At 38.0% G+C, this 25,849-nt stretch carries 25 protein-coding genes; all 25 read right to left on the bottom strand.

Annotated features, from left to right (window positions below; all coding sequences use genetic code 11):
- Positions 1-42: 42 nt before the first annotated feature.
- A complete protein-coding gene (locus C7958_RS06100) occupies positions 43-561 on the bottom strand; it encodes a low molecular weight protein arginine phosphatase (protein ID WP_111571781.1) in 519 nt (172 codons plus the stop codon).
- Positions 527-1,660 (bottom strand): L-threonylcarbamoyladenylate synthase, encoded by a 1,134-nt coding sequence (locus C7958_RS06105; protein WP_111571782.1) that lies wholly within the window; start codon positions 1,658-1,660, stop codon positions 527-529. The genes C7958_RS06100 and C7958_RS06105 overlap by 35 nt, the downstream gene beginning before the upstream one ends.
- A 37-nt stretch (positions 1,661-1,697) precedes the next feature.
- Positions 1,698-2,582, bottom strand: coding sequence for a peptide chain release factor N(5)-glutamine methyltransferase (gene prmC / locus C7958_RS06110; protein WP_111571783.1), 885 nt, complete (start codon positions 2,580-2,582; stop codon positions 1,698-1,700).
- Between the two features lies 1 nt (position 2,583).
- Complete coding sequence (gene prfA, locus C7958_RS06115) at positions 2,584-3,666, bottom strand: peptide chain release factor 1 (RefSeq protein WP_111571784.1); 1,083 nt, start codon at positions 3,664-3,666, stop codon at positions 2,584-2,586.
- 40 nt (positions 3,667-3,706) lie between these two features.
- Positions 3,707-4,285: a thymidine kinase gene (locus C7958_RS06120; protein WP_111571785.1), complete on the bottom strand. Its 579-nt coding sequence runs from the start codon at positions 4,283-4,285 to the stop codon at positions 3,707-3,709.
- 151 nt (positions 4,286-4,436) lie between these two features.
- A complete protein-coding gene (gene rpmE, locus C7958_RS06125) occupies positions 4,437-4,676 on the bottom strand; it encodes a 50S ribosomal protein L31 (protein ID WP_111571786.1) in 240 nt (79 codons plus the stop codon).
- 164 nt (positions 4,677-4,840) lie between these two features.
- The gene (locus C7958_RS06130; protein WP_166668480.1) at positions 4,841-5,095 is read right to left on the bottom strand and encodes a BsuPI-related putative proteinase inhibitor; all 255 of its coding nucleotides are present in this window, start codon (positions 5,093-5,095) and stop codon (positions 4,841-4,843) included.
- A 286-nt stretch (positions 5,096-5,381) separates the two neighbouring features.
- Positions 5,382-7,151 carry a hypothetical protein gene (locus tag C7958_RS06135; RefSeq protein WP_111571788.1) on the bottom strand — a complete coding sequence of 590 codons (1,770 nt, stop codon included), beginning with the start codon at positions 7,149-7,151 and terminating at the stop codon, positions 5,382-5,384.
- Between the two features lie 405 nt (positions 7,152-7,556).
- Positions 7,557-8,816, bottom strand: coding sequence for a transcription termination factor Rho (rho, locus tag C7958_RS06140; protein WP_111571789.1), 1,260 nt, complete (start codon positions 8,814-8,816; stop codon positions 7,557-7,559).
- A gap of 492 nt (positions 8,817-9,308) precedes the next feature.
- The gene (locus tag C7958_RS06145; RefSeq protein ID WP_111571790.1) at positions 9,309-10,328 is read right to left on the bottom strand and encodes a sodium:calcium antiporter; all 1,020 of its coding nucleotides are present in this window, start codon (positions 10,326-10,328) and stop codon (positions 9,309-9,311) included.
- Between the two features lie 121 nt (positions 10,329-10,449).
- On the bottom strand, positions 10,450-11,307 hold the full coding sequence (fba, locus tag C7958_RS06150; RefSeq protein WP_111571791.1) for a class II fructose-1,6-bisphosphate aldolase: 858 nt from the start codon (positions 11,305-11,307) through the stop codon (positions 10,450-10,452).
- A 39-nt stretch (positions 11,308-11,346) separates the two neighbouring features.
- Entirely contained in the window at positions 11,347-11,979 is a 633-nt protein-coding gene (locus C7958_RS06155; RefSeq protein WP_111571792.1) for a hypothetical protein, read from the bottom strand.
- 119 nt (positions 11,980-12,098) lie between these two features.
- The gene (locus C7958_RS06160; protein ID WP_111571793.1) at positions 12,099-12,872 is read right to left on the bottom strand and encodes an enoyl-CoA hydratase/isomerase family protein; all 774 of its coding nucleotides are present in this window, start codon (positions 12,870-12,872) and stop codon (positions 12,099-12,101) included.
- A 12-nt stretch (positions 12,873-12,884) separates the two neighbouring features.
- Positions 12,885-14,495 carry a CTP synthase gene (locus C7958_RS06165; protein ID WP_111571794.1) on the bottom strand — a complete coding sequence of 537 codons (1,611 nt, stop codon included), beginning with the start codon at positions 14,493-14,495 and terminating at the stop codon, positions 12,885-12,887.
- Positions 14,496-14,637: 142 nt separating this feature from the next.
- Entirely contained in the window at positions 14,638-16,299 is a 1,662-nt protein-coding gene (gene argS, locus C7958_RS06170; RefSeq protein ID WP_111571795.1) for an arginine--tRNA ligase, read from the bottom strand.
- Positions 16,300-16,330: 31 nt separating this feature from the next.
- Positions 16,331-16,768: a DUF1934 domain-containing protein gene (locus C7958_RS06175; protein ID WP_111571796.1), complete on the bottom strand. Its 438-nt coding sequence runs from the start codon at positions 16,766-16,768 to the stop codon at positions 16,331-16,333.
- A 74-nt stretch (positions 16,769-16,842) separates the two neighbouring features.
- A complete protein-coding gene (locus C7958_RS06180) occupies positions 16,843-17,250 on the bottom strand; it encodes a DNA-binding response regulator (RefSeq protein WP_111571797.1) in 408 nt (135 codons plus the stop codon).
- A 140-nt stretch (positions 17,251-17,390) separates the two neighbouring features.
- On the bottom strand, positions 17,391-17,711 hold the full coding sequence (gene trxA / locus C7958_RS06185; RefSeq protein WP_111571798.1) for a thioredoxin: 321 nt from the start codon (positions 17,709-17,711) through the stop codon (positions 17,391-17,393).
- Between the two features lie 108 nt (positions 17,712-17,819).
- Positions 17,820-18,479, bottom strand: coding sequence for a protein disulfide oxidoreductase (gene pdo / locus C7958_RS06190; RefSeq protein WP_111571799.1), 660 nt, complete (start codon positions 18,477-18,479; stop codon positions 17,820-17,822).
- Positions 18,480-18,674: 195 nt separating this feature from the next.
- Positions 18,675-20,075 carry an aminopeptidase gene (locus C7958_RS06195; RefSeq protein WP_111571800.1) on the bottom strand — a complete coding sequence of 467 codons (1,401 nt, stop codon included), beginning with the start codon at positions 20,073-20,075 and terminating at the stop codon, positions 18,675-18,677.
- Between the two features lie 102 nt (positions 20,076-20,177).
- Complete coding sequence (locus tag C7958_RS06200) at positions 20,178-21,935, bottom strand: HAMP domain-containing sensor histidine kinase (protein WP_111571801.1); 1,758 nt, start codon at positions 21,933-21,935, stop codon at positions 20,178-20,180.
- On the bottom strand, positions 21,910-22,599 hold the full coding sequence (locus C7958_RS06205; protein WP_111571802.1) for a response regulator transcription factor: 690 nt from the start codon (positions 22,597-22,599) through the stop codon (positions 21,910-21,912). The genes C7958_RS06200 and C7958_RS06205 overlap by 26 nt, the downstream gene beginning before the upstream one ends.
- A 169-nt stretch (positions 22,600-22,768) precedes the next feature.
- Positions 22,769-23,530 (bottom strand): SurA N-terminal domain-containing protein, encoded by a 762-nt coding sequence (locus C7958_RS06210; RefSeq protein WP_111571803.1) that lies wholly within the window; start codon positions 23,528-23,530, stop codon positions 22,769-22,771.
- Between the two features lie 206 nt (positions 23,531-23,736).
- Positions 23,737-24,495 carry a SurA N-terminal domain-containing protein gene (locus C7958_RS06215; RefSeq protein WP_111571804.1) on the bottom strand — a complete coding sequence of 253 codons (759 nt, stop codon included), beginning with the start codon at positions 24,493-24,495 and terminating at the stop codon, positions 23,737-23,739.
- Between the two features lie 141 nt (positions 24,496-24,636).
- The gene (aroC, locus tag C7958_RS06220) at positions 24,637-25,836 is read right to left on the bottom strand and encodes a chorismate synthase (RefSeq protein ID WP_111571805.1); all 1,200 of its coding nucleotides are present in this window, start codon (positions 25,834-25,836) and stop codon (positions 24,637-24,639) included.
- Positions 25,837-25,849 lie beyond the last annotated feature (13 nt).

Raw genomic sequence — 25,849 nt, forward strand, 5'->3', positions numbered from 1 at the left:
TATTTCTCCCTTCATATATAATATTATTCTACTAAAAGAGGCTTAGTCCTCCTCAATTAACTCAATATTTTTTAGTTTTTTCAATGAAAACCTTAAATTCTCCTGGATTTCATCTCTAGTTTTTCGATATACTGCTTCGGAAAGACCAAAAGGATCCTGAATGTCTCTGGAATCAGTATCCAGCTCACTTAATTCTTTTAAAGTAAAAATCTTATCGGCTAAATCTGGATGCCTCAGAACCAGAGCCCGACTGTGCTTGCGGGTCATAGTTATTATTAAATCTTCCTGACCCAGTTCAATCTCATCTATATTATGAGAAATATGCTCTGAAAGATCAATATTTAGTTCCTTCATCACAGAACTTGCTTTTTCATTGGCTTCAGCACCTTTAACAGCCGAAATTCCAGCTGAAAGAACTTCCCATTTTTTCAATTTGAGTTCTTCATTTTCTGAGATCAAGTCTTTTAATAAATACTCTGCCATTGGACTTCTACATGTATTTCCCGTGCAAACAAATAAAATCTTTTTAATTGTCTCCACCTCCTGGCTGAGAATAATCATCAGCAGCGGCAGCCTTATAAATCCTGTTCATTACGGCTTCACCGATACCTTTTGTCTCCAATTCTTCAATGTAAATTTCTTTGACACTCTGATCAGCATCAAGTTTTCTCAATAAATCAAAAAGTTTCTGGGCCAGTTCTTCCGGTTTTGCATGATTGAAAACTTTTAAAATCTTTATTTTTTTATCTGCAAGTTTTTTTCTATCAATTTTGCTTTCTCTGGCTGTTATCAGAGCAATCTTTTTGCTTTCTGCTCTTTTTAAAGCCTGATTTAAGACTGAAATTTTATCTTCAAAATTAAAAATATATAATTTTTTCTGAGGAGCATAATGCCTATATTTCATTCCTGGAGATAAAACCTGCCGGTCTTTAAGTTCAGCCGCTAATATTACATCTTCTCCCAAAACTCTAGAAATTTCTCTGCGGCTGACACCTCCCGGACGCAAAACTTCAGGCTGCTCTCCCCGGAGATCAATCACTGTTGATTCCACCCCGAAATGAGAGGGGCCTCCGTCAAGAATTAACGGTATTTTTCCTTTTAGGTCATTATAAACATGTTCAGCTCGAGTTGGACTGGGAAAACCAGATGTATTGGCGCTTGGGGCTGCCAGTGCCAGACCCGAACGTTCTATTACGGCCAGCATCAGAGGATGAGCCGGCATCCGGACTGCTAAAGTCTGCAGCCCAGCAGATGTTACAGCAGGCACCTTCTGATTTTTAGAAAAAATTATAGTCAGAGGGCCCGGCCAGAATTTTTCCATTAATTTTTCTGCTCTATCCGAAATTTTAGCTGCTGTCAGCTGCTGCAGCTGTGATTTATCAGCAATATGAACAATTAAGGGATTATCCTGAGGACGTCCCTTGGCTTTAAAAATTTTTTTAACAGCTTCCGGATTCATGGCATCTGCAGCCAGACCATAAACAGTTTCTGTAGGCAGAGCAACAATTTCGCCATTTTTTAAGAGATCAGAGGCCTCAATAACTGCCTGATCTTCTTTTAATTTATTTCTCAAAACAGAATCAAGGGCATGTTTTTCAATACTCTCAGACTGAAATTCTTCCCCGTATCCTGTTTTTTTGATTTCGGTTTTAAACTGCATCAGCTTCACCTAACTTTATATAGTGCAGTAATTATTTTTAATTATTTTCAGTCTCAGTTTTTTTAACTGCTTCAAAAACTGCTGAAACAATTCTGTCATTCTCTGCATAATCCTTTTTCACTTCCAGCTGAGACCAGTTTTCAGCAAAAAGTTTGCTGACAGCCTCAGACTGCTGATAACCTATCTCTAAAAAGATTTTCCCACCATTTTTAAGTACTTTTTCGGCTTCCGGTATCAGACGCCGATAATAGTCTAAACCGTCTTCTCCAGCTTCCAGAGCAGTTTTGGGTTCTTTTTTGACCTCAGGCGGCAGTTCTTCCATTTCTGTTTTCGAAATATAAGGGGGATTAGAGACAATAATATCAATCTCTTTAATCTCCCTTTTAATAAACTCTGCCAGCAGATCACTTTTTAGAATACTCATCCGCTCACTTAATTCGTGTTTTTCCATGTTGGAGCGGGCAATTTTCAGAGCCTGAGGCGAAAGATCAACTCCTACAACTTTAGCTTCAGATAAGTAGTGAGCCAGACTAACTGCGATAGCTCCACTACCTGTGCCCACATCAATAATCTGGGGACTCTGCAGCTCATTCTGACGGCAGTATTCAATAACTGTCTCCACCAGATTTTCTGTATCAGGCCGGGGAATTAAGACCCCTTCCTTTATTTTAAATTCTAATGACATAAATTCCTTTTTTTCAGTAATATAGGCTACAGGAATTCTCTGTGCCCGCTTTTTTATCATTTCTCGATATCTGTCAACTTCAGAACTTTTAAGGGGATAATCATATTTAACATAGAGATTAATTCTTTCCATATCTAAGAGATCTGCCATCAGCACCTCAGCATCCAGACGGGAGCTTTCGATCCCTCTATCAGCCAGAAACTGATCACTGCGTTTAAGAAGTTCTTTAATATTCATTTTAGATCTTCTCCAATCTCTTGATGTTATCCTCCTCAATTAAGGCTTCAACTACCGGATCTAAATCTCCATCAAGAATTTTATCCAGCTGGTGGACAGTCAGATTAATTCTATGATCACTTACTCTCCCCTGTGGAAAATTATAGGTTCTAATTTTTTCGCTGCGGTCACCTGTACCAACCTGAGATTTACGAGCTTCAGCTCTTTCCTTTTGTTTTTCCTGCTCTTTTTTCTCCTGCAGGCGGGCCCGCAGAATACGCATTGCCTTGGCTTTATTTTTATGCTGAGACTTTTCGTCCTGACAGGAAACTGTAAGTCCGGTTGGCTTATGGGTAATTCTAATAGCAGAATCAGTTGTATTTACACTCTGACCACCTGGACCACTGGAACGAAAGGTGTCAATAGTTAAATCATTAGTATTGATATCTACATCGACTTCTTCTGCTTCCGGTAAAACGGCAACAGTAGCGGTAGAAGTATGAATCCGGCCGCTGGACTCAGTCGAAGGAACACGCTGTACCCGGTGAACACCACTCTCGTACTTTAAATATTTAAAGATATCTGTGCCTTCAATTGTGAAAATAATTTCCTTAAATCCACCAGAAGCAGACTCATTGGCACTCATTATTTCTACCTTCCAGCCCTTATTTTCTGCATAACGAGAATACATTCTGTATAAATCGGCTGCAAAAAGTGCAGCTTCATCCCCACCAGCACCAGCTCTGATCTCTACAATAACGTTTTTCTCATCATTGGGATCATCAGGCAGCAGCATAATTGGAAGCTTTTCTTCCAATTTTTCTTTTTTAGGCTTCAGTTCCTCAATTTCTTCTTCAAAAAGGGCCTGCATTTCCGGATCATCTTCCAGCTCCATCATTTCTTCGGCCTCTTCGATACCTTTTTTGGCTTCTTTATATTCTTTATATTTATCTACAATCTTTTTTAACTTGGCATGTTTTTTTAAAAGTTTTTGATATTTGTCACTATCATTGATTACCTCTGGATCACTGAGTTTAGAATTTAATTTTTTGTAATTATCAACCAGTTTATCCAGTTTTTCTTCTAAGTTTTCTAAATCAAACATTTATATTTCACCTCATATTATCTTTAAAATTGGCAGCAGATTATTCCCCTTTAATTGCGTGACAGCTTCTACAGCGAGCCTCATAAACCTCAGATGCTCCAACTAAAATTACCGGATCATCTGCTGCTGCTGGCTCTCCATCAATTAAGCGCTGGGTTCTGCTTGCAGGTTCTCCACACTGGATACAAATAGCATGCAGTTTGTCAACATATTCAGCTCGGGCCATTAATTCCGGCATCGGTCCAAATGGCTGATTGCGAAAATCTCTATCCAGACCAGCTAAAATAACTCTGATCCCTCTGTCAGCCAGATTTTCACAAATTTCTACTAAATCTTCATGAAAAAATTGAGCTTCATCAATACCTACTACATCAACTGCAGCATCGATTCTTTCTAAAATTTCTTCCGGATGATCAACTGGTACTGCTTCTATACTGTTTCCACTGTGAGAAACAACATCTTTTTTGCTGTAACGGTCGTCTAAAACAGGTTTAAAAACCTTTACCTTCTGTTTAGCAATTTTTACCCTGCGCAATCTGCGGATCAGTTCTTCACTTTTTCCACAGTACATGGGGCCTGTAATTACTTCGAGCCAGCCGCTTTTTGTAATTTTATACAATTATTCCACCTCATCATTATTATGCTGATCATTATTCTTTAAAATTTCAACTCAAAAACTTACTATTTTATAGCCAGTTAATGAAAATTTTTCTAAAAAAAAAGCAGAGCAATTAAGCCCTGCAGCAGAAAAAAAGGATTTCTGTTCCGTTCTACTCAGCATCTTTCTCAGATTCTTCTTCTGAGCTTTCATCTGAAATCCCATATTTTTTATTAAATCTTTCGACACGACCACCTTTTTTGGCTTTACGCTGTTTTCCTGTATAGAATGGATGACAGCTAGAACAAACTTCAACCCTGATATCTTCTTTAGTTGACTTAGTTGTATAAACCTCGCCGCAGGCACAGGTTATTGTGGTTTCTTTAACGTCTGGGTGGATTCCTTCACGCATCTATATCACCTCTCTTGCATACATAATTATTGTTACACCGATTATTTTATGTCTCAAAAATCGGGCTGAAGACATAAATCTTCACGCTAAGATTTATTATAACACAGGCTTTTTGGCTATGCAAGGAAAAAAGTCAGCTAAATTTCTGCCTGCTTTTGAAACTTCTATTTTTTTATTTGTATATTTATCTCATTTGTTCTTATTTGTTCCTTCGTTGTAATTATACCTGAAACAGTATACTTGCCCTCAGCTAAAGAAACATCTGATTTACCATTATATTCTTTTGTTTCACCTGGTTTTAATTCTAAATGACCTAAAACTTGATAAAACCCTTTATTATCTGACCAAAACTTAACAGTCTCATTTTCTTCATTTTTGATAATTACATCATTCCTCTGGTTAATAATATTTGCTTCCACTTCATCTATCTACTGTATTTACACTTCATATCTTGAATAGTTTTGAACTTCGTTTTGTTCAGCAAACACACCCACAGGATTGTGCCTTTTATACAGTTCGTATTCCTCAGAGCAAAGCTTTGCCTCTAACTTACTGCAGATACACCTCAGGATGTACACCCCTGTCTTCAACTAGCGATTAGCACTATTAACCCCCACATCAGATTTTCACTGAGTAGCGAATATTCATGCCAGATAAACTGATAAAAGCCCCTGAGTTAGCAGGGGCTAATTAATATTAAATGTTTTAATTTACATAATCATAAAGGAAAGTTATACTACCAGTTTCAGCATAAAACTCTTCGGCTACTTCTCCCTCTAACTCTACATTAAACAGACCCGGAATCTTCTCGTCTGTTAGCACAGAACCAGCTGCAAAAGTTTTGTAACCGTCTACATCTTCTATATATTCATTAAAACCAGTAATAGTGTCATTTAAAACCTTCTTATTGGAATCAAGATAAGCAATATCAGAAGTTATCGAATCGCCTGAATTATCAAGAATACTAACACTTTTACCTTCTAGACTATTAGCTGTATCAACTTCAGGAGACTCGTTAATTGAAGCTAAAACCAAACTATCATTCTCAGTAATATCTGTATATGCAAAAATTTCATCAATTTCTTTTTCCGTAAATAATTCTATCACTCTGGTGACTATATTAAATTCAACTCCCAATTCAACCACAGAGGAAACACTGGTGCGATAACCTTCTTCTATAGCTTTCCAGTAATAATTACCTGCATCAAGTCCGGTAAAGAAAGCAAAATAGGCATCATCAGGTGATTCAAACAAATTATCTGCTTTGAATAATAAGTCACCATTATATCCATTATATAACTCAACTTCTGCTTCCGGTAATGGTATGATTTCAGAATCATCATAGGAAGCAATTAAAACACCAAACATATTCTTTGTTATTTTAATATCATAATTATTGATGTGGGACTGGTCCACTGATACTGGCTTAGGATAATGTCCATAAAAACCAATTTGTTCGGTTATATTAACAGTATCATCTCTATTGAATAAATCAACATCAATTTTCCCGTTTCCATTTTCATCATCGTAGGCAAGAACATAATAATCTTTATCTGGATCAACATCATCAAAAACATAACGGTTCTGACTGTCTAAAGAAGATCTGGCATCTGCCTCAGATGGATCTAAGGCTGCTATCTTTTTCTGTGAATCCACCAGTAATACTTCTATTTGCTCACTATCTTTTTCAGCTTCTACAGTACCTGAAATTGAATTAGTAGAAATTATTTCTTCATTATTTCCTAAACCATTATCCTCAACAGTAACATCAGCACCCTCTTTTAGTTGAATAGAATTATTATCACCATTAACTACTAAATTAACTGAATTAGTTTTTGCTGTTAACTGGATTATTACTCCATTACCACTTACTGTTATCCGATTACCATTAAGGCTTCCAGTTATTTTAACTACAGAACTAGTTACGGAAGAAGAACTAATTTCTATATCACCATTAATAATACCTTCATTATTGAATGTAATACCATCACTATCTGATATATTTACTTCTGTAATTTTTCCTTTATTATTAAAGGTATTTTCTGCTACATTCTTAATAGTAGTAGCTCCCTCCACTGTAACATCTTCAGCAAGTGTAAAAGACACTGCCGGATCATTAATAGTTAAATCTCCATCGATAGTACCTTTTTGAATTGCAAATGTCCAAGGATTATTGTTAGAAGGCTGATTCAATAATAAACTACCTATTAAAGTATTATCACTTAGATTAAGTACTAAATCATCTTCTCTATCATTAATTTCAGCATCACCTTCAATTTTGTTCAAAAAATCAATACCTGTAACATCTGAGTTTAAAGCTGCATTTAAATCATCACTATTTTCCACTTCTGTTGTCACCGAAACTGGTATAAGATCATCACTTCCGCCACTATCACAACCTGCCAATAAAAAAGTAAAAGTTATTAAAACAACTAAAAAAGCAAATACTTTTCCCCTGTTTTCAAAAAAATTCATTATTTAAACCACTCCTTTTAAGTTTGTATCTAAAATTAATTAATCAATAAAAGTTTAAATTATCCTTTATATAGATATTACTGACTTAAACCAGATAAGTATACTAAAAAACTTATAACGAGCAGATTTAAACCAGCAAAACAGGATAAATAGAAAGATAATAAATTGAGATTCTTAGAAACACCTGATAGAGAAAAAACTGACAGTACAGTTAGATTAATTAAAAATTATGTGAAAAAATAATATTACTTTAATTCCTTATTCTATATAAAATAGTTGTTTCCTTCTTTTAATATTAAAAAATATAAAATTAGACAAAGTTTGACAATGAAAACAAAAAAAAGACCACCCAACTAATAAAAGTTAAGTGGCTTTTATACTCCTATCCAATTTTTATTCAAAAATTTAGTTCTTAAACACCTTATCCAGCATCTGCAGCAGTTCCTGATTATCCTTAGTATTTTTTAACTGTTTGAGGAAAGTACTCATTAATTCATATTCTGACATATCCTGAGTCTGCTGACGGAGCTTCCAGATAATCTCCAGTTCTTTTTCTCCCAGCAGCATTTCTTCTTTTCTGGTACCGGACCGGTTAATATCAATAGCAGGGAAAAGTCTTCTTTCTGCCAGACGACGATTTAAGTGAAGTTCCATATTACCTGTACCCTTAAACTCCTCATAAATTACATCATCCATCCGGCTGCCTGTATCTACCAGCGAGGTAGCAATAATTGTCAGGCTGCCTCCTTCTTCAATATTTCGAGCTGCTCCAAAGAATCTTTTAGGAAAATGCATCGCTGTTGGATCCAGTCCTCCGGAGAGAGTCCTGCCGCTTGGAGGAATAGTCACATTGGCAGCTCTGGCCAACCTGGTAATACTATCTAATAAGATAACTACATCGTTTTTATGTTCCACCAGCCGCTTTGCTTTTTCTAAAACCAGTTCTGCAACCTGAATATGTTCTTCTGGCGGCTCATCAAAAGTAGAAGCAATAACCTCCGCATCAACCGAACGCCTCATATCTGTTACTTCTTCCGGGCGCTCATCAATAAGCAGAATCATCATCTTGCTTTCTGGATAATTATAGCGAATACTGTTGGCAATCTTCTTTAAAAGCACTGTTTTCCCAGCTTTGGGAGGAGAAACTAAAAGCCCACGCTGCCCCTTACCTATGGGAGCAATCAGATCAATCATGCGCGAGGAAATTTCATTTTTGTGGTATTCCAGCTTGTATCTTTCTTCCGGATAAAGGGGAGTTAAATCCTCAAAATGTGAGCGTTCTCTTGCCTTTTCCGGATCCTGATAATTAACAGCCTCAATTCGTAAAATAGCAAAATATTTTTCACTATCTTTGGGTTCTCTCACCTGACCGGAAACAACATCTCCGGTTCTTAAATCAAAGCGCCGGATCTGAGAAGCAGATATGTATATATCATCACTGGAAGGAATGTACTTTGAAGGTCTTAAAAAACCATAACCTTCACTCTGAATAATCTCCAGTACTCCCTCAGCAAAGATGTTACCCCCTTTTTCTGTTCCTTTCTTTAAAATAGCAAAGATTAAATCCTTTTTCCGCATCTGCGAATAACCGCTGACACCCATTTCCTTTGCTATCTCATGTAATTCTGTAATAGTTTTTCTTTCTAGTTCACTGATGTTAAGCACATCAAGTCCACCTTTCTTAAATTTTCCCTATTTTTTTATAAAATAATTTTATTATACTTAAATTTTAACATGTAGCTTCCTTTTATTAATAATCTACCATTCAAAAAAATCCGGCAGAAACAAAATCTAGAACCCAAATTTACCGCCCACTCCCCAGCAGAGTTTTCTGCCCTTTCTGTATCCGCTGAGTCATTTAAGAATATTATTGCTGCTTAAGTAATTAATTTCAAATTTTGAATAAAGTTTATATTTTTGGCTCTAAACTCTTGTCGAGATAATTTAGTAAATTACCCAGAAAAAGTTAATGATTAGCAGAGTTAAAACTGAACGAAGAACAGGAAGTTCTGAGCTGACCGTGGCACACGAAATGCCAATCGGAGATGATTTAGTATTTTTACTTAGTTAAGAATCTTAGCTTAATCTAAAAATAATACTGGAAGATATTTAAACTATTTTAATAAAATGACTGATTAACTGTAAAGAATAATATTCTTAAATTACGTTTAGCCCGAGCTGAAAGAGCAGATAAACCCCTGCAAAGTAAACAACTGCAGCCGCAATTGCATCCCAGCCCATCAGCATAAAAGATCGGCGAGAACGATAAAATAATCCAATTAACATAATAGTTGCCATCACAATACCCACTGTTGCTGTTAAAATATGAACTATCCGGGCATCATGCAGCAGCACTCCCTGACGGTAAAAAACATCTGCAAAGAATATAACTGTCATATTAAAGATATTGCTGCCAAATACATTTCCGACTGCCATATTATAGGCCCCAATCTTAACAGCAGAAATAGTTGCTACCAGTTCCGGCAGAGAAGTTGCTGCAGCAACCAGAATCGAGCCAATAAAACTCTGATCGATTCCTGTCATGATCGATATCTGGTCAGCAGCAATAGTTAAACGATAACCACTAAAAACAATTACCACTGCACAGGCAGCAAATCCCAGCAGCGCTTTATTTAAAGTATAATCCGGGTTCGGATCCTCCTCTTTAACCGGATCATCAGGATCCAGAGGATTTCTTTTATCATAGCGATAAATCATCCGTACCGTAACAATATAGGTAAGCAGTAATATTATACTATCTACTCCGACACCAAAAACACTTAAATTAAAATTCATAAAATTAGATAAGATAAGACTGAAAACTACTAAAGCTGAAAGTAAGATGCCTACCAGGCCGGAAAGAATATGACTGTAGTTAACTCGGAGTAATAAGGGACCTTTACCCTGAAGGAGATCGGCAAAGGCTAAAATAACAAGATTAAAAGTGTTGCTGCCAAAAGCGTTACCAACTGCTATATCTGGAGCACCAACAATAGCGGAACTTACACTCGTAACCAGTTCCGGCAGTGAAGTCGCCATTGCAATTAAAATTCCACCGATAAAAGCCTGACCCAGACCACTTTTATCAGCAATTATATCACCAAATCGCGATAAATAAGTACCAGAAATAATTATAAAGATTGCCATTAAAATAAATTCTAACCAGAGCTGTGCCAATTAAATCCTCCTTTGTAAATAAAGATACCGGGCACTTGTAAAATATCTCCAATTAACTGCTTTCAGCAATCATTATAGGAAATATTTTACAAGTACCCGGTACCAATATACCAATAATTATCTACCAGGCCATATCATTGCTGCCTAAAATCTTAATTTTTTCTTTAACCTTTTCGGCAATAGCCTCTCTACCGGGTCCACAGTACTTACGTGGATCATACAGTTCTGGTTTTTCAGCAAATATTTCCTTAACTCTGGCAGTAAATACCTGCTGGAAGTCTGTATTTACATTAACCTTGTTGACACCCAGGCTAACTCCTTTGCCTAAATCTTTAGCGGAAATACCAGAAGCTCCATGTAAAACAACTGGCATATCAATTAGCTTTTTGATAGTTTCCAGTCTTTTAAAGTCTAATTCAGGCTCTCCAGCATAAACACCGTGAGCTGTACCGATTGCAATTGCAAGAGCATCGACTCCGGTAGCTTCTACAAATTCTTTTGCCTGATCTGGATCAGTATACATTGCATCCTTTTCGTCAACTGTATGGTCATCTTCTGTACCACCAATTGTTCCTAACTCTGCTTCTACACTAACCCCAACATTATGGGCTGCTTCTACAACTTTTTTAGTCAAAGCAATGTTTTCCTCAAATGGTTTTTTGGAAGCATCGATCATTACAGAAGAAAATCCTGCTCTGATACATTTCATAATACTTTCAAAATCACTACCATGGTCAAGGTGTAAAGCAACAGGGATATCAATATTTTTAGTTGCAGCTTCTACCATCTGCATCACATAATCCATACCAATATACCGAATTGCACCCTCACTTGCCTGCAGGATAACAGGAGAGTTAAGCTCTTCTGCTCCCATCATTATACCCTGTAGGAATTCCATATTATTAATGTTAAATCCACCTACTGCATATGTTCTCTTGTGTGCATCCTGTAAAATATCTGCCATTGGAACTAAGTTCATAATTTATTTCCTCCTTATTAAATATTAATTCAGGGTCTTTTAAAAATTATTTGGTTTTCCCTGAATAGCATGCAGCTGCACTTTATTTAGCTGTCTAAGATTTTTTAAATCATTCTGGTTAACAGCATCTATATTCAAGTGCGAACCACAGTTGTTACAAATTAGTTGAATTTTGTCAGAAAATAATTCTATGTTTATCTCATCACTACCACATTCACAGCTTAAAGCTCCGTCTGCAGCAATGTCATGAATAAAATCAAGTGACTGCAGCATAACATCTGGACTTTTAAAATCATCAAAACCAAGTTCTGCTGCCATTAATTCCAGGTCCTGTTTTTCCTTCTTAATTTCCTCATTAACTAAAGGCGGGGGACCAAAAAATCCCGGATTCAGACCTGTTTCCCTGCAGGAAAGAGGATGTAACCCTTTTGAACGCCAGAATTTCTGAGCAGAAACTGTGAGTTTATGAGCTTTATTACAGTGCAGACAGAAATAATTGATCTGTATCTGAGAATTTTCTTTTCTTTTAAGTGCAGCCTTTTCTGCTCCACAGCTGCAGCTTAGCTGCTTTAATTCTCCTGCTGGTAGTTCAAAAATATTAATTTCTTCCTTTTCCAGACAACCACAGGCAGGACAGCTCAAAGCAATTGTTGTTGAAAGATTGATTAACATTATTTATCCCGGCCTGTAAACTTGCGGCCAGGTCTTCACCTCCTTAACCTAATTATTCTTCATTAGTCCTAAAAATCCTTTTTTCAATCTCAAAAATTAGGTTAAGTGTTCAGACTCTTTTAGCTATCTTCCTTGACAATTCGCTTCATCTCTCTAATTCTAACTCTATGTTCTTCAGTTTTAAAGCATTCCGCAAAAGCTTCACTCTCATACTCATATCCCGCTTTTGAAGCTTCTTCGTACTTTTTATTAACAGCAGTTTTGATCAGCTTTACAGCTTTTGTAGAACGATCAGTTATCTCCAGGGCCAGCTCCCCTGCCTCAGAAAGCAGACTGCGGGGAGTAACTACTTTATTGATCAAACCCAGCTCATAGGCCAGAGCAGCATCAATAATATCACCTGTATATAATAACTCCTTAGCTTCTGCCTCCCCAATCAGGCGCGGCAGCCGCTGAGTTCCACCAAAAGCAGGTATAATACCAAGTTTAACTTCTGGCTGCCCAAAACGGGAGCGGGTTGAAGCAAGACGAATATCACAGGCCAGGGTAATTTCCATACCCCCACCGAGGGCATATCCATCTACTGCTGCAATCACAACCGGGGAGCTATTTTCAATTAAACTGCATAAACGCTGTCCTTTTTGCGATAATTTTTTTGCCTGCTCACTATTTAAGGTTTCCAGATAATCAATATCTCCTCCAACAGAAAAAGCCCTATTGCCTTCCGCGGTTAAAATTACTGCGGCTGCTTTTTGATCTGCAAAAAGTTCTTCTAAAGTTTGAGAGAGCTGATCCAGCAGCTCTTCATTATAGGCATTTAAAACCTGTGGGCGATTAATGGTAACAGTTGCTACTGGTGATTCAAAGTCACATTTAACTAAATCCCCTGCCATGCTTTTTCCCCCTTATTCTTTATTTTTTAGTGCCGCCCTGATAAAGCTGACAAATAAAGGATGTGGTCTATTTGGACGTGATTTAAATTCGGGATGGAACTGAACTCCAACAAACCAGGGATGATCTGGAACTTCAACTATCTCGACCAGCCTCTCATCTGGTGATAATCCACTTAAGACCATGCCTGCTTCTTCGATCTGTTCCCGATAATGATTGTTAAATTCGTAGCGGTGGCGGTGCCTCTCATAGATAACCTCTTCCTGGTAAGCATCACGACTGATGCTCTCTTCCTTCAATTTGCAGGGGTAAAGGCCCAGACGCATGGTTCCACCCATATCTTCAACATCATGCTGATCCGGCATTAAGGCTATTACAGGTTCCTTTTCTTCCTGATCAAATTCACTGCTGTTGGCATCTGCTAACTGCAGTTCATTGCGCGCATACTCGATTACTGCACACTGCATTCCCAGACAGATTCCAAAATAGGGAACCTTATTTTTGCGGGCATATTCTACAGCCTTCAGCTTACCTTCAATTCCACGGTCTCCAAATCCACCGGGAACTAAAATACCGTCTAAGTCTGCCAGCTCTTTTTCTGCCTGGGCTGAGGTCTCCAGTCCTTCTGCATAAATATATTCTATTTCAACTTCACAGTTGTTGGCAATACCGGCATGAGTAAATGATTCAGCAATACTTATGTAAGCATCTGGTAGTTCAACATATTTACCCACTATCCCGATTTTAACCTGATGATCACGATCTTTAATTTTATCCACCAGTTCAATCCAGTTATCCAGATCTGCTTCCTCTACCCTATCTTCTAATTTTAACTTTTTAATTACATTCTCGGCCATACCCTCTTCTTCCAGCATTAAAGGCACTTCGTAAATATGCTCTGCATCAATCAGCTGGATAACATCCTCTTTTTCTACATTTCCAAAAAGAGAAATCTTATTCCTTACTTCCTGAGTCAGCTCCCACTCAGAACGACAGACAACTATATCAGGTTGAATCCCGATCCCGCGCATTTCTTTAATGCTGTGCTGAGTTGGTTTTGTTTTCAACTCACCTGCTGCTTTTAAATAAGGGATCAGTGTACAGTGTAGATAAAGAATATTATCTCGGCCCAGATCATTTTTGAGCTGTCTAATTGCTTCTAAAAAAGGCAGACTCTCGATATCACCGACTGTACCACCAATTTCGGTCAGCACTACATCGGCGTTGGTCTCCCGACCGACTCTAGTGATCCGTTCTTTGATCTCATCTGTGATGTGTGGAATTACCTGTACAGTTGCTCCCAGATAATCTCCCCGGCGCTCCTTCTGGATAACCGATCCGTAAATTTTTCCGGTCGTTACATTGTTGCTCTGGCTTAAATTCGTGTCAATAAAACGTTCATAATGGCCTAAATCCAGATCTGTTTCGGCACCATCATCAGTTACAAAAACCTCACCGTGCTGATAGGGACTCATTGTACCTGGATCATAATTGATATAAGGATCGAATTTCTGAATACTGATCTTAAGACCTCTACTTTTAAGCAGGCGGCCCAGGGAAGCTGCAGTTATCCCCTTACCAAGAGCAGAAACTACCCCTCCTGTTACGAAAATATACTTGGTCATTTTTGCTATCTCCTCCACTTTTAATCTTGAAATTAGTTTTAAGAATTTATTTAAATAAATATTTATTTAAAAAGAAGATTTACTTAGAACTTAATCCGAATCCATTCTAAATAAAATCTTCTTTTATCCATTTTAGATATAACTACATCTGCTCCGGGGCACTGATTCCCAGCAGGGTTAAAACATTCTTTAATACCTGGCGGGCAGCATTGACTAAATAAAGTCTGGCCTGAGCTAAGTTTTGATTATCTGTATTTACCCGACAATTATTATAGAACGAATGGAACGCAGTTGCAAGGTCATAAGCATAAGTTGTCAGATGATGAGGCTGTCTTGACTCGGCGATCATTTTAATTTCTTCCGGCAGTTTAGCCAGCATCTTCATTAAATCAATTTCTGTTTCCTGATTTAAGAGATCAAGGTTTTCAGCGTCAGCTTCCACTTCCGCATTATCTATAATACTGTGAATTCTGGCATGAGCATACTGCACATAATAAACCGGGTTGCTGCTTGATTCTTCCTTGGCAAGTTCCAGATCAAAATCAAGGTGGCTGTCAGTGCTGCGCATTACATAATAATAGCGGGCAGCATCTGTACCTACTTCCTGATTAACATCTTTCATTGTTACAAAACTACCGGCTCTTTTAGACATCGGCATTTTTTTCCCGTTCCTGAGCAGGGTAACCATCTGAACCACAATTACCTCCAGAGTCTCTCGATCATAACCAAAGGCTTCAATTACAGCTTTCATCCGCGGAATATATCCGTGGTGGTCAGCTCCCCAGACATTAATCAGTTTATCAAAACCGCGCTCTAACTTATCTAAATGATAGGCCATATCAGCAGCCAGATAGGTGGGAGAACCATCTGATTTGATAATAACGCGATCTTTGTCATCACCAAAGTCAGTTGACTTAAACCAGAGAGCATCTTCTTTTTCGAAAATATATCCCTTACCCCGCATTAGTTCAATTGCCTGCTCAATTTTATCAGGATGCAGAGTTCGCTCACTAAACCAGTTATCAAATTCAATTCCAAATTCTTCTAAGTCTTCTTCGATATTTTTAAGCATTTCCTGATAGGCATATTCGCGACAAATTTCAAGCCGCTGCTCCTCATCTTTTTCCATTAAATCTGCCCCGTGTTCATCATATAAATCCTGAGCAATTTCTTTTATATAATCACCAGCATAAACATCCTCCGGCATTTCAATTTCTTCACCCAGGATTTCTCTATATCTTAAAAAGGTTGACTGACCGAGGATATCCATCTGATTTCCGGCATCATTGATATAATATTCTCTTTCTACCCCATAACCTGCAGCCTCCATAACTGAAGCAGTTACATCACCAACTACAGCTCCCCGACTGTGCCCCACATGCAGAGGCCCGGTAGGGTTAACAGAAACAAATTCCAGCTGCACTCTTTTGCCTCTGCCAGCATCAATTTTACCATAATCTTCTGCTCTTTTAGTAATAATTTTAAGGTTATTCCAGAGCCAGGCATTTTTTAGTTTAAAATTAATAAAACCCGGGCCAGCAATACTGATTTCTTCTACAATTTCACTTTCAAAATTATCTACGATTATATCGGCAATCTGGCGGGGATTCATCCCTGCCTGGCCTGCTAAAACCATTGCCAGATTGGTAGCATAATCGCCGTGTCCTTTTTCGCGCGGTACCTCAATTGAAACCTCAGGCACCTTTTCTAAGTCTAAATCTCCCTCAAAAATAGCTTTTTTTACACTTTCGACCAGAAAGCTGATTAATTCAGCTTCCACTGCGGCCTGTAAATTTTTCTGCAAAACAATAAACCTCCTAGTGATTTTCATTCTATTATTTTTCTTTTAATACTTTATAATTTATTTTTAAATGGTGTTCAGCATTTAACTCTCCACCTAAAAAGACCTGATAACTAATCCTGATCAGACCTGCATTCTCGCTGATTTCCATTTCCAATCTTTTAGTTTTAACTGCCATTTTAATTTCACCATAGGCAGTTTTAAAATATCCTTCCTGCTTTTTCCCGATTACAAAATCCTGTTTCATAGCTGCAGGTTCCTGTCTTAAAAGCAAAACTCTTTCTCGTTCCGGATCAATCTTGACCACGGTTCGGGCGCCTTCTATACCTTCTGCATCATCCTGATAGCTTAAATAAAGTTTTTCATTTTTAATATAAAATTCGCCCTGGTACTGATTATTTAGCCTCTGTTTTTCCTGATCATCAATTAACTGCTGTACATTTTCTAATTTAATAGAAACATTTTTACTCATTCTTTATTAATTCACTCCAGAATATTATAATTTGAAAAAACCACAGCCCAAATTTTAACTGCGGTTTTTAAATTCTATATTTTAAGATTTTTACCAAATTCTACTGCTGACTGGTGGTTCTTAATTGCTTTAAAATTTTTGACTATACAGCCCTGTGACTCCAGTGCTGACATCACCTTTTTTAAGGATTTATTAGTTGCAAAAAAGCGAGGTTTAACATAGGCTACAGCATCTTTGCCAACAGTTCTTTTTGCTTCGGAAAGAAACTTATTTAAAGATTGATCTATCTTACCCCGAAAAATCCCCTCTGTTGTGCTGCCTGCTACAATCAAATCATAGGGATAAAAGGAGATACCATTACCAATATCTTTAGTGTTTTTCAAATCAACTCTAAACCCCTTGGCTTCTGCCCCTTCTTTAATACCTTCTGCTATCTCCGTCAAATCAGCATCAGGTGTATGTATAATTAATAAACGCTGCACTTATAACCCTCCTTTTTTAATCAATCTTAATTTTATCATAAAACTTTATAATTTTACAGGGTTATCTGCAAGAAAATATAAAAAACCCCTCTTCTGTACTAAAAATAAGAAGAGAGGATTTAAAATTTGATTAAAATTTATTATTTTAAACCTAATTTGTTTACAAGTTTATCCTTGGGCATATATCCTACCAGTTTATCCTGAACCTCGCCATTTTCCATAACTAACATTGTCGGAATGCTCATAACTCCATATCTAGAAGCAGTAGCCTGATTATCATCAACATTTAATTTAACGACTTTAATCTGGTCACCATATTCTCCTGCTACATCCTCTAACACGGGGGCTACCATTCTACAGGGGCCACACCATTCTGCCCAGAAATCAACTAAAACTTTTTTGTCAGCACTTAATACCTCTGTGTTGAAGTTATCATCTGTTACTTTTACCGGTTTGCTCATTATAAAATTTCCTCCTGTTATGTGTTTTGTGAAATTATTTATTTGTACCAGGTTCAAAAATGACTTTTTGTACCTGGTACATGTGAATTAAAATACAAAAACTTTAATTTAGCTGGCTGTTTTTGCTAAATCCTTAATTTTCTTTAAAATTGTTTTGGCTGGAACTGCGCCTACCTGCTCATCTGCACCTGAATTAATAACTGTTTTTGGTACTCCAGATACATTAAAGCTCTCGGAAAGTTCCTCAAACTCCATTGCCTCTACCATTTCTCCTTTGACCCCGGGGTTAAGCATTGCCATCTGATGAGCAACTCTAACCGCGCGCGGACAGTAAGGACAGGTTGGAGTAATAAATACCTGCAGCAGAACCTCAGAATCAATTGCTCTGATTTCCTTTTTCATATCTTCTGATAAGTCAATTCTCTCCTGATCAGACATATCCAGAATATCTTCAATTAAAGAAGTAAACTCATAGCCTGATGGGATCCCATAAAAATGAACTCCACTGTCCTGACCTTCATTATTTAGAAAAATAATCGCCGGTGCTCTATCAACACCTAATTCTTCAGCTTTATCGCTGCCTACTAAATGTTTTTCAAAATTTACTTTTTCATCTAAAGCCGTTACTTCTGTTAAAATTTCTTCTGTATCTGCACAGTACTGACAGCCTTCATCTTTAGAAAAGAAAAGTAAATTAACTTCGTCTTTTAAATGTTTAGAAAACAGTTCCTTAATCTTATTTTTTTCTTCCTGATCGATTTTCGCCATTGTAGATCACTCCCTGAGTATTATTAATTCTAATTATGGCAGTCATTATAATATACCATTTAACTTACAACATTTATTATATACGATATAAAATTAATTAAAGTTAAGCAATTAACATTTTAGTAAATTAAATAAAAACACAGGGGAAGCACCTTCCTGCTCCTCCTGCGTCTTTATAATCTATTTGAGCTTTATTTATCTTTCTAAAAATACATTATAAGCTAAATAAGAATGATAGACATCAGCCTTGCTCACAACTTCGTAGGGAGAATGCATGGAAAGCACAGCCGGTCCACAGTCAACTACATCCATATTGTAATTGGCCAGGAACTGGGCAATAGTTCCGCCTCCACCTTCATCGATTTTACCGAGCTCAGCTGTCTGCCAGATTACACCGGCATTGTTAAAGAGACCTCTGATTTCTCCCATAAATTCGGCGCTGGCCTCAGAAGCTCCACCTTTACCACCAGAACCTGTGTATTTAGAAATAACAATCCCCTTGCCTAAATAGGCAGAATTATGTTTGGCATAAACGTCTGCAAAATCAGGATCATAGGCTGCATTCACATCTGCTGACAGAACTCTGGAGTTCTGCATTACCTGACGCACCAGCAGCTCACTGTACTGATTATAATAAAGGTCAACAAGATTTGCTACCTGGTCCTCAAAGAAATGAGACTGCATACCGGTAGAACCCATGCTTCCTACTTCTTCGCGGTCCATCAGCAGGACTACAGAAGTATACTGAGGTTCTTTTACATCTAAAATTGCCTCTAAAGCTGTATAACTGCAGACCCGGTCATCATGACCATAGCCGGCCAGTAAACCTCGATCAAAACCGGCATCTCTGGTCTTAAATGCAGGAACAACCTGCAGATCAGCACTGATAAAATCTTCTTCTTTAAAATCATATTCGGATTTAAGGTGATTTAAAACAGCAGTTTTAATTTTATCTTTGGCATCTTCATCAGCAACAGGAATGCTGCCGACAACTACATTTAACTGCTCGCCAGTGATTCCCTCACTCATCGATTTTTTCATCTGTTTTTTGCCCAGATGAGGCAGGACATCACTGATAAAAAATACCGGCTCATCCTCTTTTTCGCCGATACTAATCTTGATCTGGCTGCCGTCATCTTTAACAACCACTCCGTGCAGAGCCAGCGGCATTGTTACCCACTGATATTTTTTAACTCCACCATAATAGTGGGTCTTAAACATTGCCATCTCACCATCTTCGTAAAGTGGATTTGGTTTTAAATCAAGTCTTGGTGAATCAATGTGACTGCCGACGATTTTTAGACCTTCCTTTAAATCTTTTTCGCCGATAACAGCCGCCATTAAAGCCCGGGAACGGTTGGCTACATAAACCTTATCCCCTTTTTTTAGACTCTCATACTGCTTAATATTTTTAAAGCCTGCCGCTTCCAGTTCAGCTATCGCAGCACTGGCAAATTCTCTTTCAGTTTTGTTTTCTGTTAAAAATCTGGCATAGTTTTCGTTAAAGGCAAAAACTTCTTTTCTTTCCTCTTCGCCCATTTCTGTCCAGGCATTTTTTGCCTGGTACGCATTCTCATTCTTTTTTTCTTCACTCATCTATAATGCCTCCTCTTATCATATTCTAAAATTTATTCTTATTAATTATATCAGCTGCAGGTCTAAATTGTAAGTAAATTTTTAACAATAAAGAAATTAAGCTTACTTAAACAGGACAAAGGCAAATTTTGAACCCTGCTCCAAATTTTTTTGATAGACACTGCCTCCGTGCATTTCTATAATATCCTTAACTATCGCCAGCCCGAGGCCGCTGCCCCGTTTCTGACTCTGAAAACTCTTTTTATTTATTTTATAAAATCTTTCCCAGATATTTTTTCTCTCAGCCTCCGGCACTCCCGGGCCCTGATCCTCTACTGTAAATTCGACTCTGGATCCAGACTCGGTCAGTGAAATCGTAATCTCTCCCTCGGGCGGAGAGTACTTAACTGCATTATCCAGCAGATTGATCACAACCCGCTTGATTTTATCAGCATCCAGTTCGATTTCAACATCTTCTTCCAGCTGATAAACAAAATCCTGTTCAACATCATTGACCCTCTTATAATCCTGAAGCATATTATACAGAAATTGAGAGAAATTTATTCTGGTCTGATGCAGAATATCCGACTTCAATTCCGAAATACTTAAAATATTATTAACCATAGTTTCCAGCCGGTTGCTTTCTTCAATAATCATATTTAAATATTTTTCTTTGGCCTTCTTGCGGCTGACAGCTCCATCATAAACAATTTCGGCAGCTCCCCTGATCGAAGATAGCGGGGTTTTTAATTCGTGCGAAACATTGGCCACAAAATCATTCTGCAGTTTCTCAAAACGCCAGCGCTCACTGATATCCTGGAAAATAATGACCACTCCCCAGAATTCACCTTCTCTAAAGATAGCCGTACTGTGCAGCAGCAGATATTTATCTGAATTCTCAATTTTAATTTCCAGCGTTTTATTCTCTTTCTGGGCAATGCTTTCTTCAATTAGTGTTATTACCTGCTGGTTATTGATTAAAGTTTCCAGACTCTGAGCTGGATCAGCTGGTTTAGCTGTCTCAGAAATAAAAACATCTGCAAAAGACTGGTTTAGCAGGATGATTTCCTGATCTGGATTTAAAGCTAAGACTCCTTCTTCCATCCCGGAGAGAATGTAGTTTAACTTGTTTTTTTCTTCTTTTAAATTGTTCATATTTTGAGCCAGAGTTTTTGACATTTCATTGATGCTCTCAGCTAAATTTTTTAATTCTTCTGTCTGATGATCATTTTTGAGCTCAATAAAATTGCCGCGGCTGATCTCTTCTGCTGTTTTGCTGATATTTTTTAGAGGATTGGAAATTGTTCTGGCCCATAAATAGGCAAGCAGCAGCGCCGGCAGAGCAGAAAAGAGAGTTAAATAAAACATGATTTTCTGAATCTGGGAGACGGTTGAATTAATTCCCTGAACAGATGTGAAAAATAAAAGTCCATACTTAGTTCCTTCAACTTCCATCGAAGCTGCATTTAAAAGCATCGGCCGCTCAAATTGATCTGATTCAACCCGACTGGAAAGCAGTTTATTATCAAAAATCTGCTGATAGCCTTCAAAACCTACCCGCTCCTCAGTCCGGCTGGGATAACTATAGATAATATTACCTTCCTGATCTGTCAGCCAGATCTGGCCTCGATTCTGGCGGGCAGTCAGACTTAAAATTTCATTAATCTCAATTACATCTTCCTCCAGCAAGGGTTGGTTTAGATCATTTTTTAGCTGATTTAGATTATAAAGCACTTCGTTTTCACGGCGGTTATAGAGAAAATCTTCTATATAATAAATTATTATCAGACCAAAAATGATGATAATTATTAAGGAAAGAATTAAGAATCTAAAAAATAATTTACTAAACAGGCTGTTAGTCTTCCAGTTTTTTAGCTTCAAATTTGTAACCTACCCCCCAGACTGTCTCGACGGCCGCTGCTGCTTCTCCCAACTTTTGACGCAGAGATTTAATATGAGTATCCACAGTCCGGACATCTCCAAAATAGTCATAACCCCAGACAGCTTTTAAGAGATTTTCCCTGCGGAAAACTTTTTTTGGATTCTGGGCCAGATGCCAGAGTAAGGAAAATTCCTTGGGAGTAAGCTCAATTGCTTCTCCTTTATACTTGATATAGTGTTCTTCTTTGTTGATGACTAAATCTCCAAATTCAAGCCGGGCAGAACTTTCTTCTCCCTGCTGATAGCGCCGCAGCACAGCCTTAATCCGGGCAACAACTTCCCGGGGGCTAAATGGTTTGCTGATATAATCATCAGCTCCTAATTCCAGACCGGTAATCTTGTCTGTAGACTCATCTTTGGCACTGAGAAAAATAATCGGCAGCTTAAACTCCGGTCTGATCCGCTGACAGAATTCCCAGCCATCTTCATCTGGCAGCATAATATCCAGAATTAAAATATCAGCTGCATGAGAACTTAAAAGCTGATATCCTTTTTCCGTATCTTCAGCTGCCAGAACACTGAAACCTTCAAATTTAAGATAATCTTCTAAAATTTCCCTGATATGGGGGTCATCATCGATAATCAACACTGTTTTCTCACTCATTTTTTCACATCCTTAAAATTTAATTTTCAACTTTAGCTATCAGTAATTGACAGAGTTCAAAACTACAGAAATAAATTCGCTGCTTTTAATTTTATTATAACATAAAGAAAAAAGCCCTGCTTTTTAAGGCAGGACTCGGTGTATATAATCTTTATATAAGGAAGGTTTATTAAATATTCTTCTCAATCTCTGCATCTTCTCTTAATTGTTCTAAATACTCTTGAATTGCCTGATTCTGTTTCTGCTGTCTGAGCATCTGTTCCAACTGCGGCTTTAATGATTCAAAAGATGTGTCTTCCTGACCACTCTGAGCAAAAGCTTCTTCGTTTTCGTCATAAGCCTGCTGCAGTTCTTCTTCGCTAATTTCAATATTTGCAACTACTTCTTCTTCTATTAATTTATTAATTTTAATCTGTGGATTGTTAGAGAATTCTTCTTTATATGCAGCTTCGTTCTCATAACCCTGCTGCTCCAGAATTGATTGGAACTGTTCTTCGTTCATCTGATTCTGCTGTAAAATAGATTGTTTCTGCTGCTGATAAATTTCGTCTTTCTCTGCCTGGCTTAAAGTTATATCTGATTCTTCTGCTGCCTGTCTTAATAAAACATTATCTATCAGATTATCCAATTTAGCCTTCTGCAGTTCCTCAAGCACTGTGTTTCCGGCTTCAGAACTTGCTAAAAGCTGGGCCAGCTGCTGATCAACCTGACTGACCTGCTGCAGGATTTGATTAACATTTGCCTGCTGTGCCAGCTGCTGAGAAGTAATCTCTTCTCCGTTAACAGTAGCTACAACCTGATTGGCCTGAGTATTTTGACTTAAGGCTGAATCGGCAGGCTGATCACCATTCATCTCCATATCTTGAGCCAGAGCAGCTGTCGGAACCATCAGAACAGTTATCAATAAAAGTGAAACAAAAATTTTCTTCATTAAATATAAGCACTCCCCTTAAATTACTATTAACTTAACTATTAAAATATTTAGTTAGGCTAGATCTTTTTAATTATCTAAATAAAAGTATAGGTTAGAAATGTGATAAAAATGTGAGAGAAAGATTAAATTCTTATAAAGTTTTTTCATAAACTATTTGGGCCCCATAAATTGGGGCCCGTTAACAAATTTATCTATCAGGAGGATTAAATATTCTTTTCAATTTCTGCATCTTCTCTTAAACTGCTCAGATATTGGTTGATCTTCTGCTGCCGCTTCTGGCGTCTGAGCATCTGCTCTAACTGGGGTCTTACTTCCTCAAAGGAAGTATCTCCTTCTCCCTGAGCAAAAGCATCTTTATTTTCTTCATAGGCGGACTGCAGTTCTTCTTCGGTCACTTCAATATCTGAGGCAACTTCTTCTTCAATTAACTTATTTGTTTTCAGCTGAGGATTATTTAAAAATTGATCCTTATAAGCTTCCTCACTTTCAAATCCCTGCTGCTCTAGAGCAGAAAGAAACTGCTCTTCAGACATCTGATTTTGCTCTAAAATCGCAGATTTTTGTTCTTCATAAATTTCTTCTTTTTCCTGCTGAGAGAGGCTGATTCCTTCTTCTTCTGCCTGCTGTGCCAGCAGTACATTATCTATAATAGAATCAAGCTGTTCTTTTTGATATGCTTCTAAAACATTACTACCAGCCTCAGAATTAGCTAAAATTTGGACCAGCTGCTGATCAACCTGACTTAACTGCTGTAATAGTTGGTTGACATTTGCCTGCTGACTGAGTTCTTCCTGGGTGATTTCCTCACCATTAACAACCGCCACGGTAGAATTGCTGTTAATATTTTCTTCCAGGGAGGCGTCAGCCGGCTGCTCCCCATCTAATTCCATATCCTGAGCCATAATTGTCGTCGGAACCATCAAAACAGTAATTAATAAAATTGAAACGAGAATTTTCTTCATTTCCAAAACACTCCTTTGAGAATTAAGTTTTTAAAATTGACTTTAACTATTATTTGATCATTTCTCATTTCTCAATTAATAGTATAGGTCAGGAATGTGTTAAAAATGTGAGAAAAAGTTTAAAGAAATATATAAATTAGATTAAAACTTTCTTAACTGTTCTAAATAGCCGTCATAATTGCGCTTGATTTCGGTCATGCTGTCTCCCCCAAATTTCTGAGCAGTACTCCGGGCCAGCACTGAAGCTGTAACTGCTTCTCCAACTATACTCGCCGCCGGAACAGCACAGACATCCGAGCGCTCTTTGGCAGCTGTAGTTTCTTTTTTTGAAATTAGATCAGCAGAATGCAGTGCCTGAGCCAGGGTCGGAATCGGCTTCATAGCCAGCCGGATAATCAATTCTTCTCCATTTGTCATTCCACCTTCTATCCCACCGGCCTGATTGGAACTGCGGTGAAAACCGCGGTCAAGATTATAGTAAATCTCGTCATGAGCTTTAGAACCGGGAAGTCCGGCTCCCTTAAAACCAGCTCCAATTTCTACACCTTTAATTGCCTGAATCCCCATCAGCTGAGCTGCCAGTTTGCTTTCCAGTTTTAAATCCCAGTGAACATGGCTGCCCAGACCCACAGGTAAGCCGGTGACAACAATCTCGAAAACTCCACCTACCGAATCTCCATTGGCCCGCCAGGAATCAATTAAATTCTTCATGGCTTCAGTTTTACTGCTGTCACCACAGCGCAGAGCTGTCTCATCCAGTTTAGAAAAATATTCTTTGACAGCTTCTTTATTCTCAAATCGAGCCGGATCCTTTGCTTTTAAATCAGTCCAGCTTTCACTTTTTAGATTTCCAATCTGGACCACATGGCTGTAGACATCAATCTCAAATTCTGCTAAAAATTGTCTGGCCACTGCTCCCACTGCTGTCCGGGCGGCAGTTTCGCGGGCACTTGCTCGTTCCAGCACATTGCGCAGATCACGGTGATTATACTTTAAAGCTCCCGCCAAGTCAGCATGTCCGGGCCGGGGATTGGTCAGAGCCTCAACCTCTTCCCCTCGTTCTTGATCCGGTGCCATCACCTCAACCCAGTTCTGCCAGTCTTTATTTTCGATAGTCATGCTTAAAGGTGTACCCAGGGTTTCTTTATGGCGCAGGCCTGAATTGATAATTACCTGATCACTTTCTATTTTCATGCGGCCCCCGCGGCCATAACCCTGCTGTCTCCTGAATAACTGTTCATTTATTTTTTCAACCTCGAGCTTAAGTCCAGCCGGAAGATTTTTAATTATTGCTGTCAGCCTGGGACCGTGTGATTCCCCGGCTGTTAAATATTCAAACATTTATTTTCCTCCT

The organism is Halanaerobium saccharolyticum (assembly GCF_003259895.1).
GTDB classification, from domain to species: domain Bacteria; phylum Bacillota; class Halanaerobiia; order Halanaerobiales; family Halanaerobiaceae; genus Halanaerobium; species Halanaerobium saccharolyticum_A.

Excerpts from the sequence above, each read along its gene's own strand:
- C7958_RS06100 (WP_111571781.1), bottom strand. The coding sequence starts at position 561 with ATGATTATTCTCAGCCAGGAGGTGGAGACAATTAAAAAGATTTTATTT.
- C7958_RS06105 (WP_111571782.1), bottom strand. The coding sequence starts at position 1,660 with ATGCAGTTTAAAACCGAAATCAAAAAAACAGGATACGGGGAAGAATTT.
- prmC (WP_111571783.1), bottom strand. The coding sequence starts at position 2,582 with ATGAATATTAAAGAACTTCTTAAACGCAGTGATCAGTTTCTGGCTGAT.
- prfA (WP_111571784.1), bottom strand. The coding sequence starts at position 3,666 with ATGTTTGATTTAGAAAACTTAGAAGAAAAACTGGATAAACTGGTTGAT.
- rpmE (WP_111571786.1), bottom strand. The coding sequence starts at position 4,676 with ATGCGTGAAGGAATCCACCCAGACGTTAAAGAAACCACAATAACCTGT.
- C7958_RS06135 (WP_111571788.1), bottom strand. The coding sequence starts at position 7,151 with ATGAATTTTTTTGAAAACAGGGGAAAAGTATTTGCTTTTTTAGTTGTT.
- fba (WP_111571791.1), bottom strand. The coding sequence starts at position 11,307 with ATGAACTTAGTTCCAATGGCAGATATTTTACAGGATGCACACAAGAGA.
- C7958_RS06155 (WP_111571792.1), bottom strand. The coding sequence starts at position 11,979 with ATGTTAATCAATCTTTCAACAACAATTGCTTTGAGCTGTCCTGCCTGT.
- C7958_RS06160 (WP_111571793.1), bottom strand. The coding sequence starts at position 12,872 with ATGGCAGGGGATTTAGTTAAATGTGACTTTGAATCACCAGTAGCAACT.
- C7958_RS06165 (WP_111571794.1), bottom strand. The coding sequence starts at position 14,495 with ATGACCAAGTATATTTTCGTAACAGGAGGGGTAGTTTCTGCTCTTGGT.
- C7958_RS06175 (WP_111571796.1), bottom strand. The coding sequence starts at position 16,768 with ATGAGTAAAAATGTTTCTATTAAATTAGAAAATGTACAGCAGTTAATT.
- trxA (WP_111571798.1), bottom strand. The coding sequence starts at position 17,711 with ATGAGCAAACCGGTAAAAGTAACAGATGATAACTTCAACACAGAGGTA.
- pdo (WP_111571799.1), bottom strand. The coding sequence starts at position 18,479 with ATGGCGAAAATCGATCAGGAAGAAAAAAATAAGATTAAGGAACTGTTT.
- C7958_RS06195 (WP_111571800.1), bottom strand. The coding sequence starts at position 20,075 with ATGAGTGAAGAAAAAAAGAATGAGAATGCGTACCAGGCAAAAAATGCC.
- C7958_RS06205 (WP_111571802.1), bottom strand. The coding sequence starts at position 22,599 with ATGAGTGAGAAAACAGTGTTGATTATCGATGATGACCCCCATATCAGG.
- C7958_RS06210 (WP_111571803.1), bottom strand. The coding sequence starts at position 23,530 with ATGAAGAAAATTTTTGTTTCACTTTTATTGATAACTGTTCTGATGGTT.
- C7958_RS06215 (WP_111571804.1), bottom strand. The coding sequence starts at position 24,495 with ATGAAGAAAATTCTCGTTTCAATTTTATTAATTACTGTTTTGATGGTT.
- aroC (WP_111571805.1), bottom strand. The coding sequence starts at position 25,836 with ATGTTTGAATATTTAACAGCCGGGGAATCACACGGTCCCAGGCTGACA.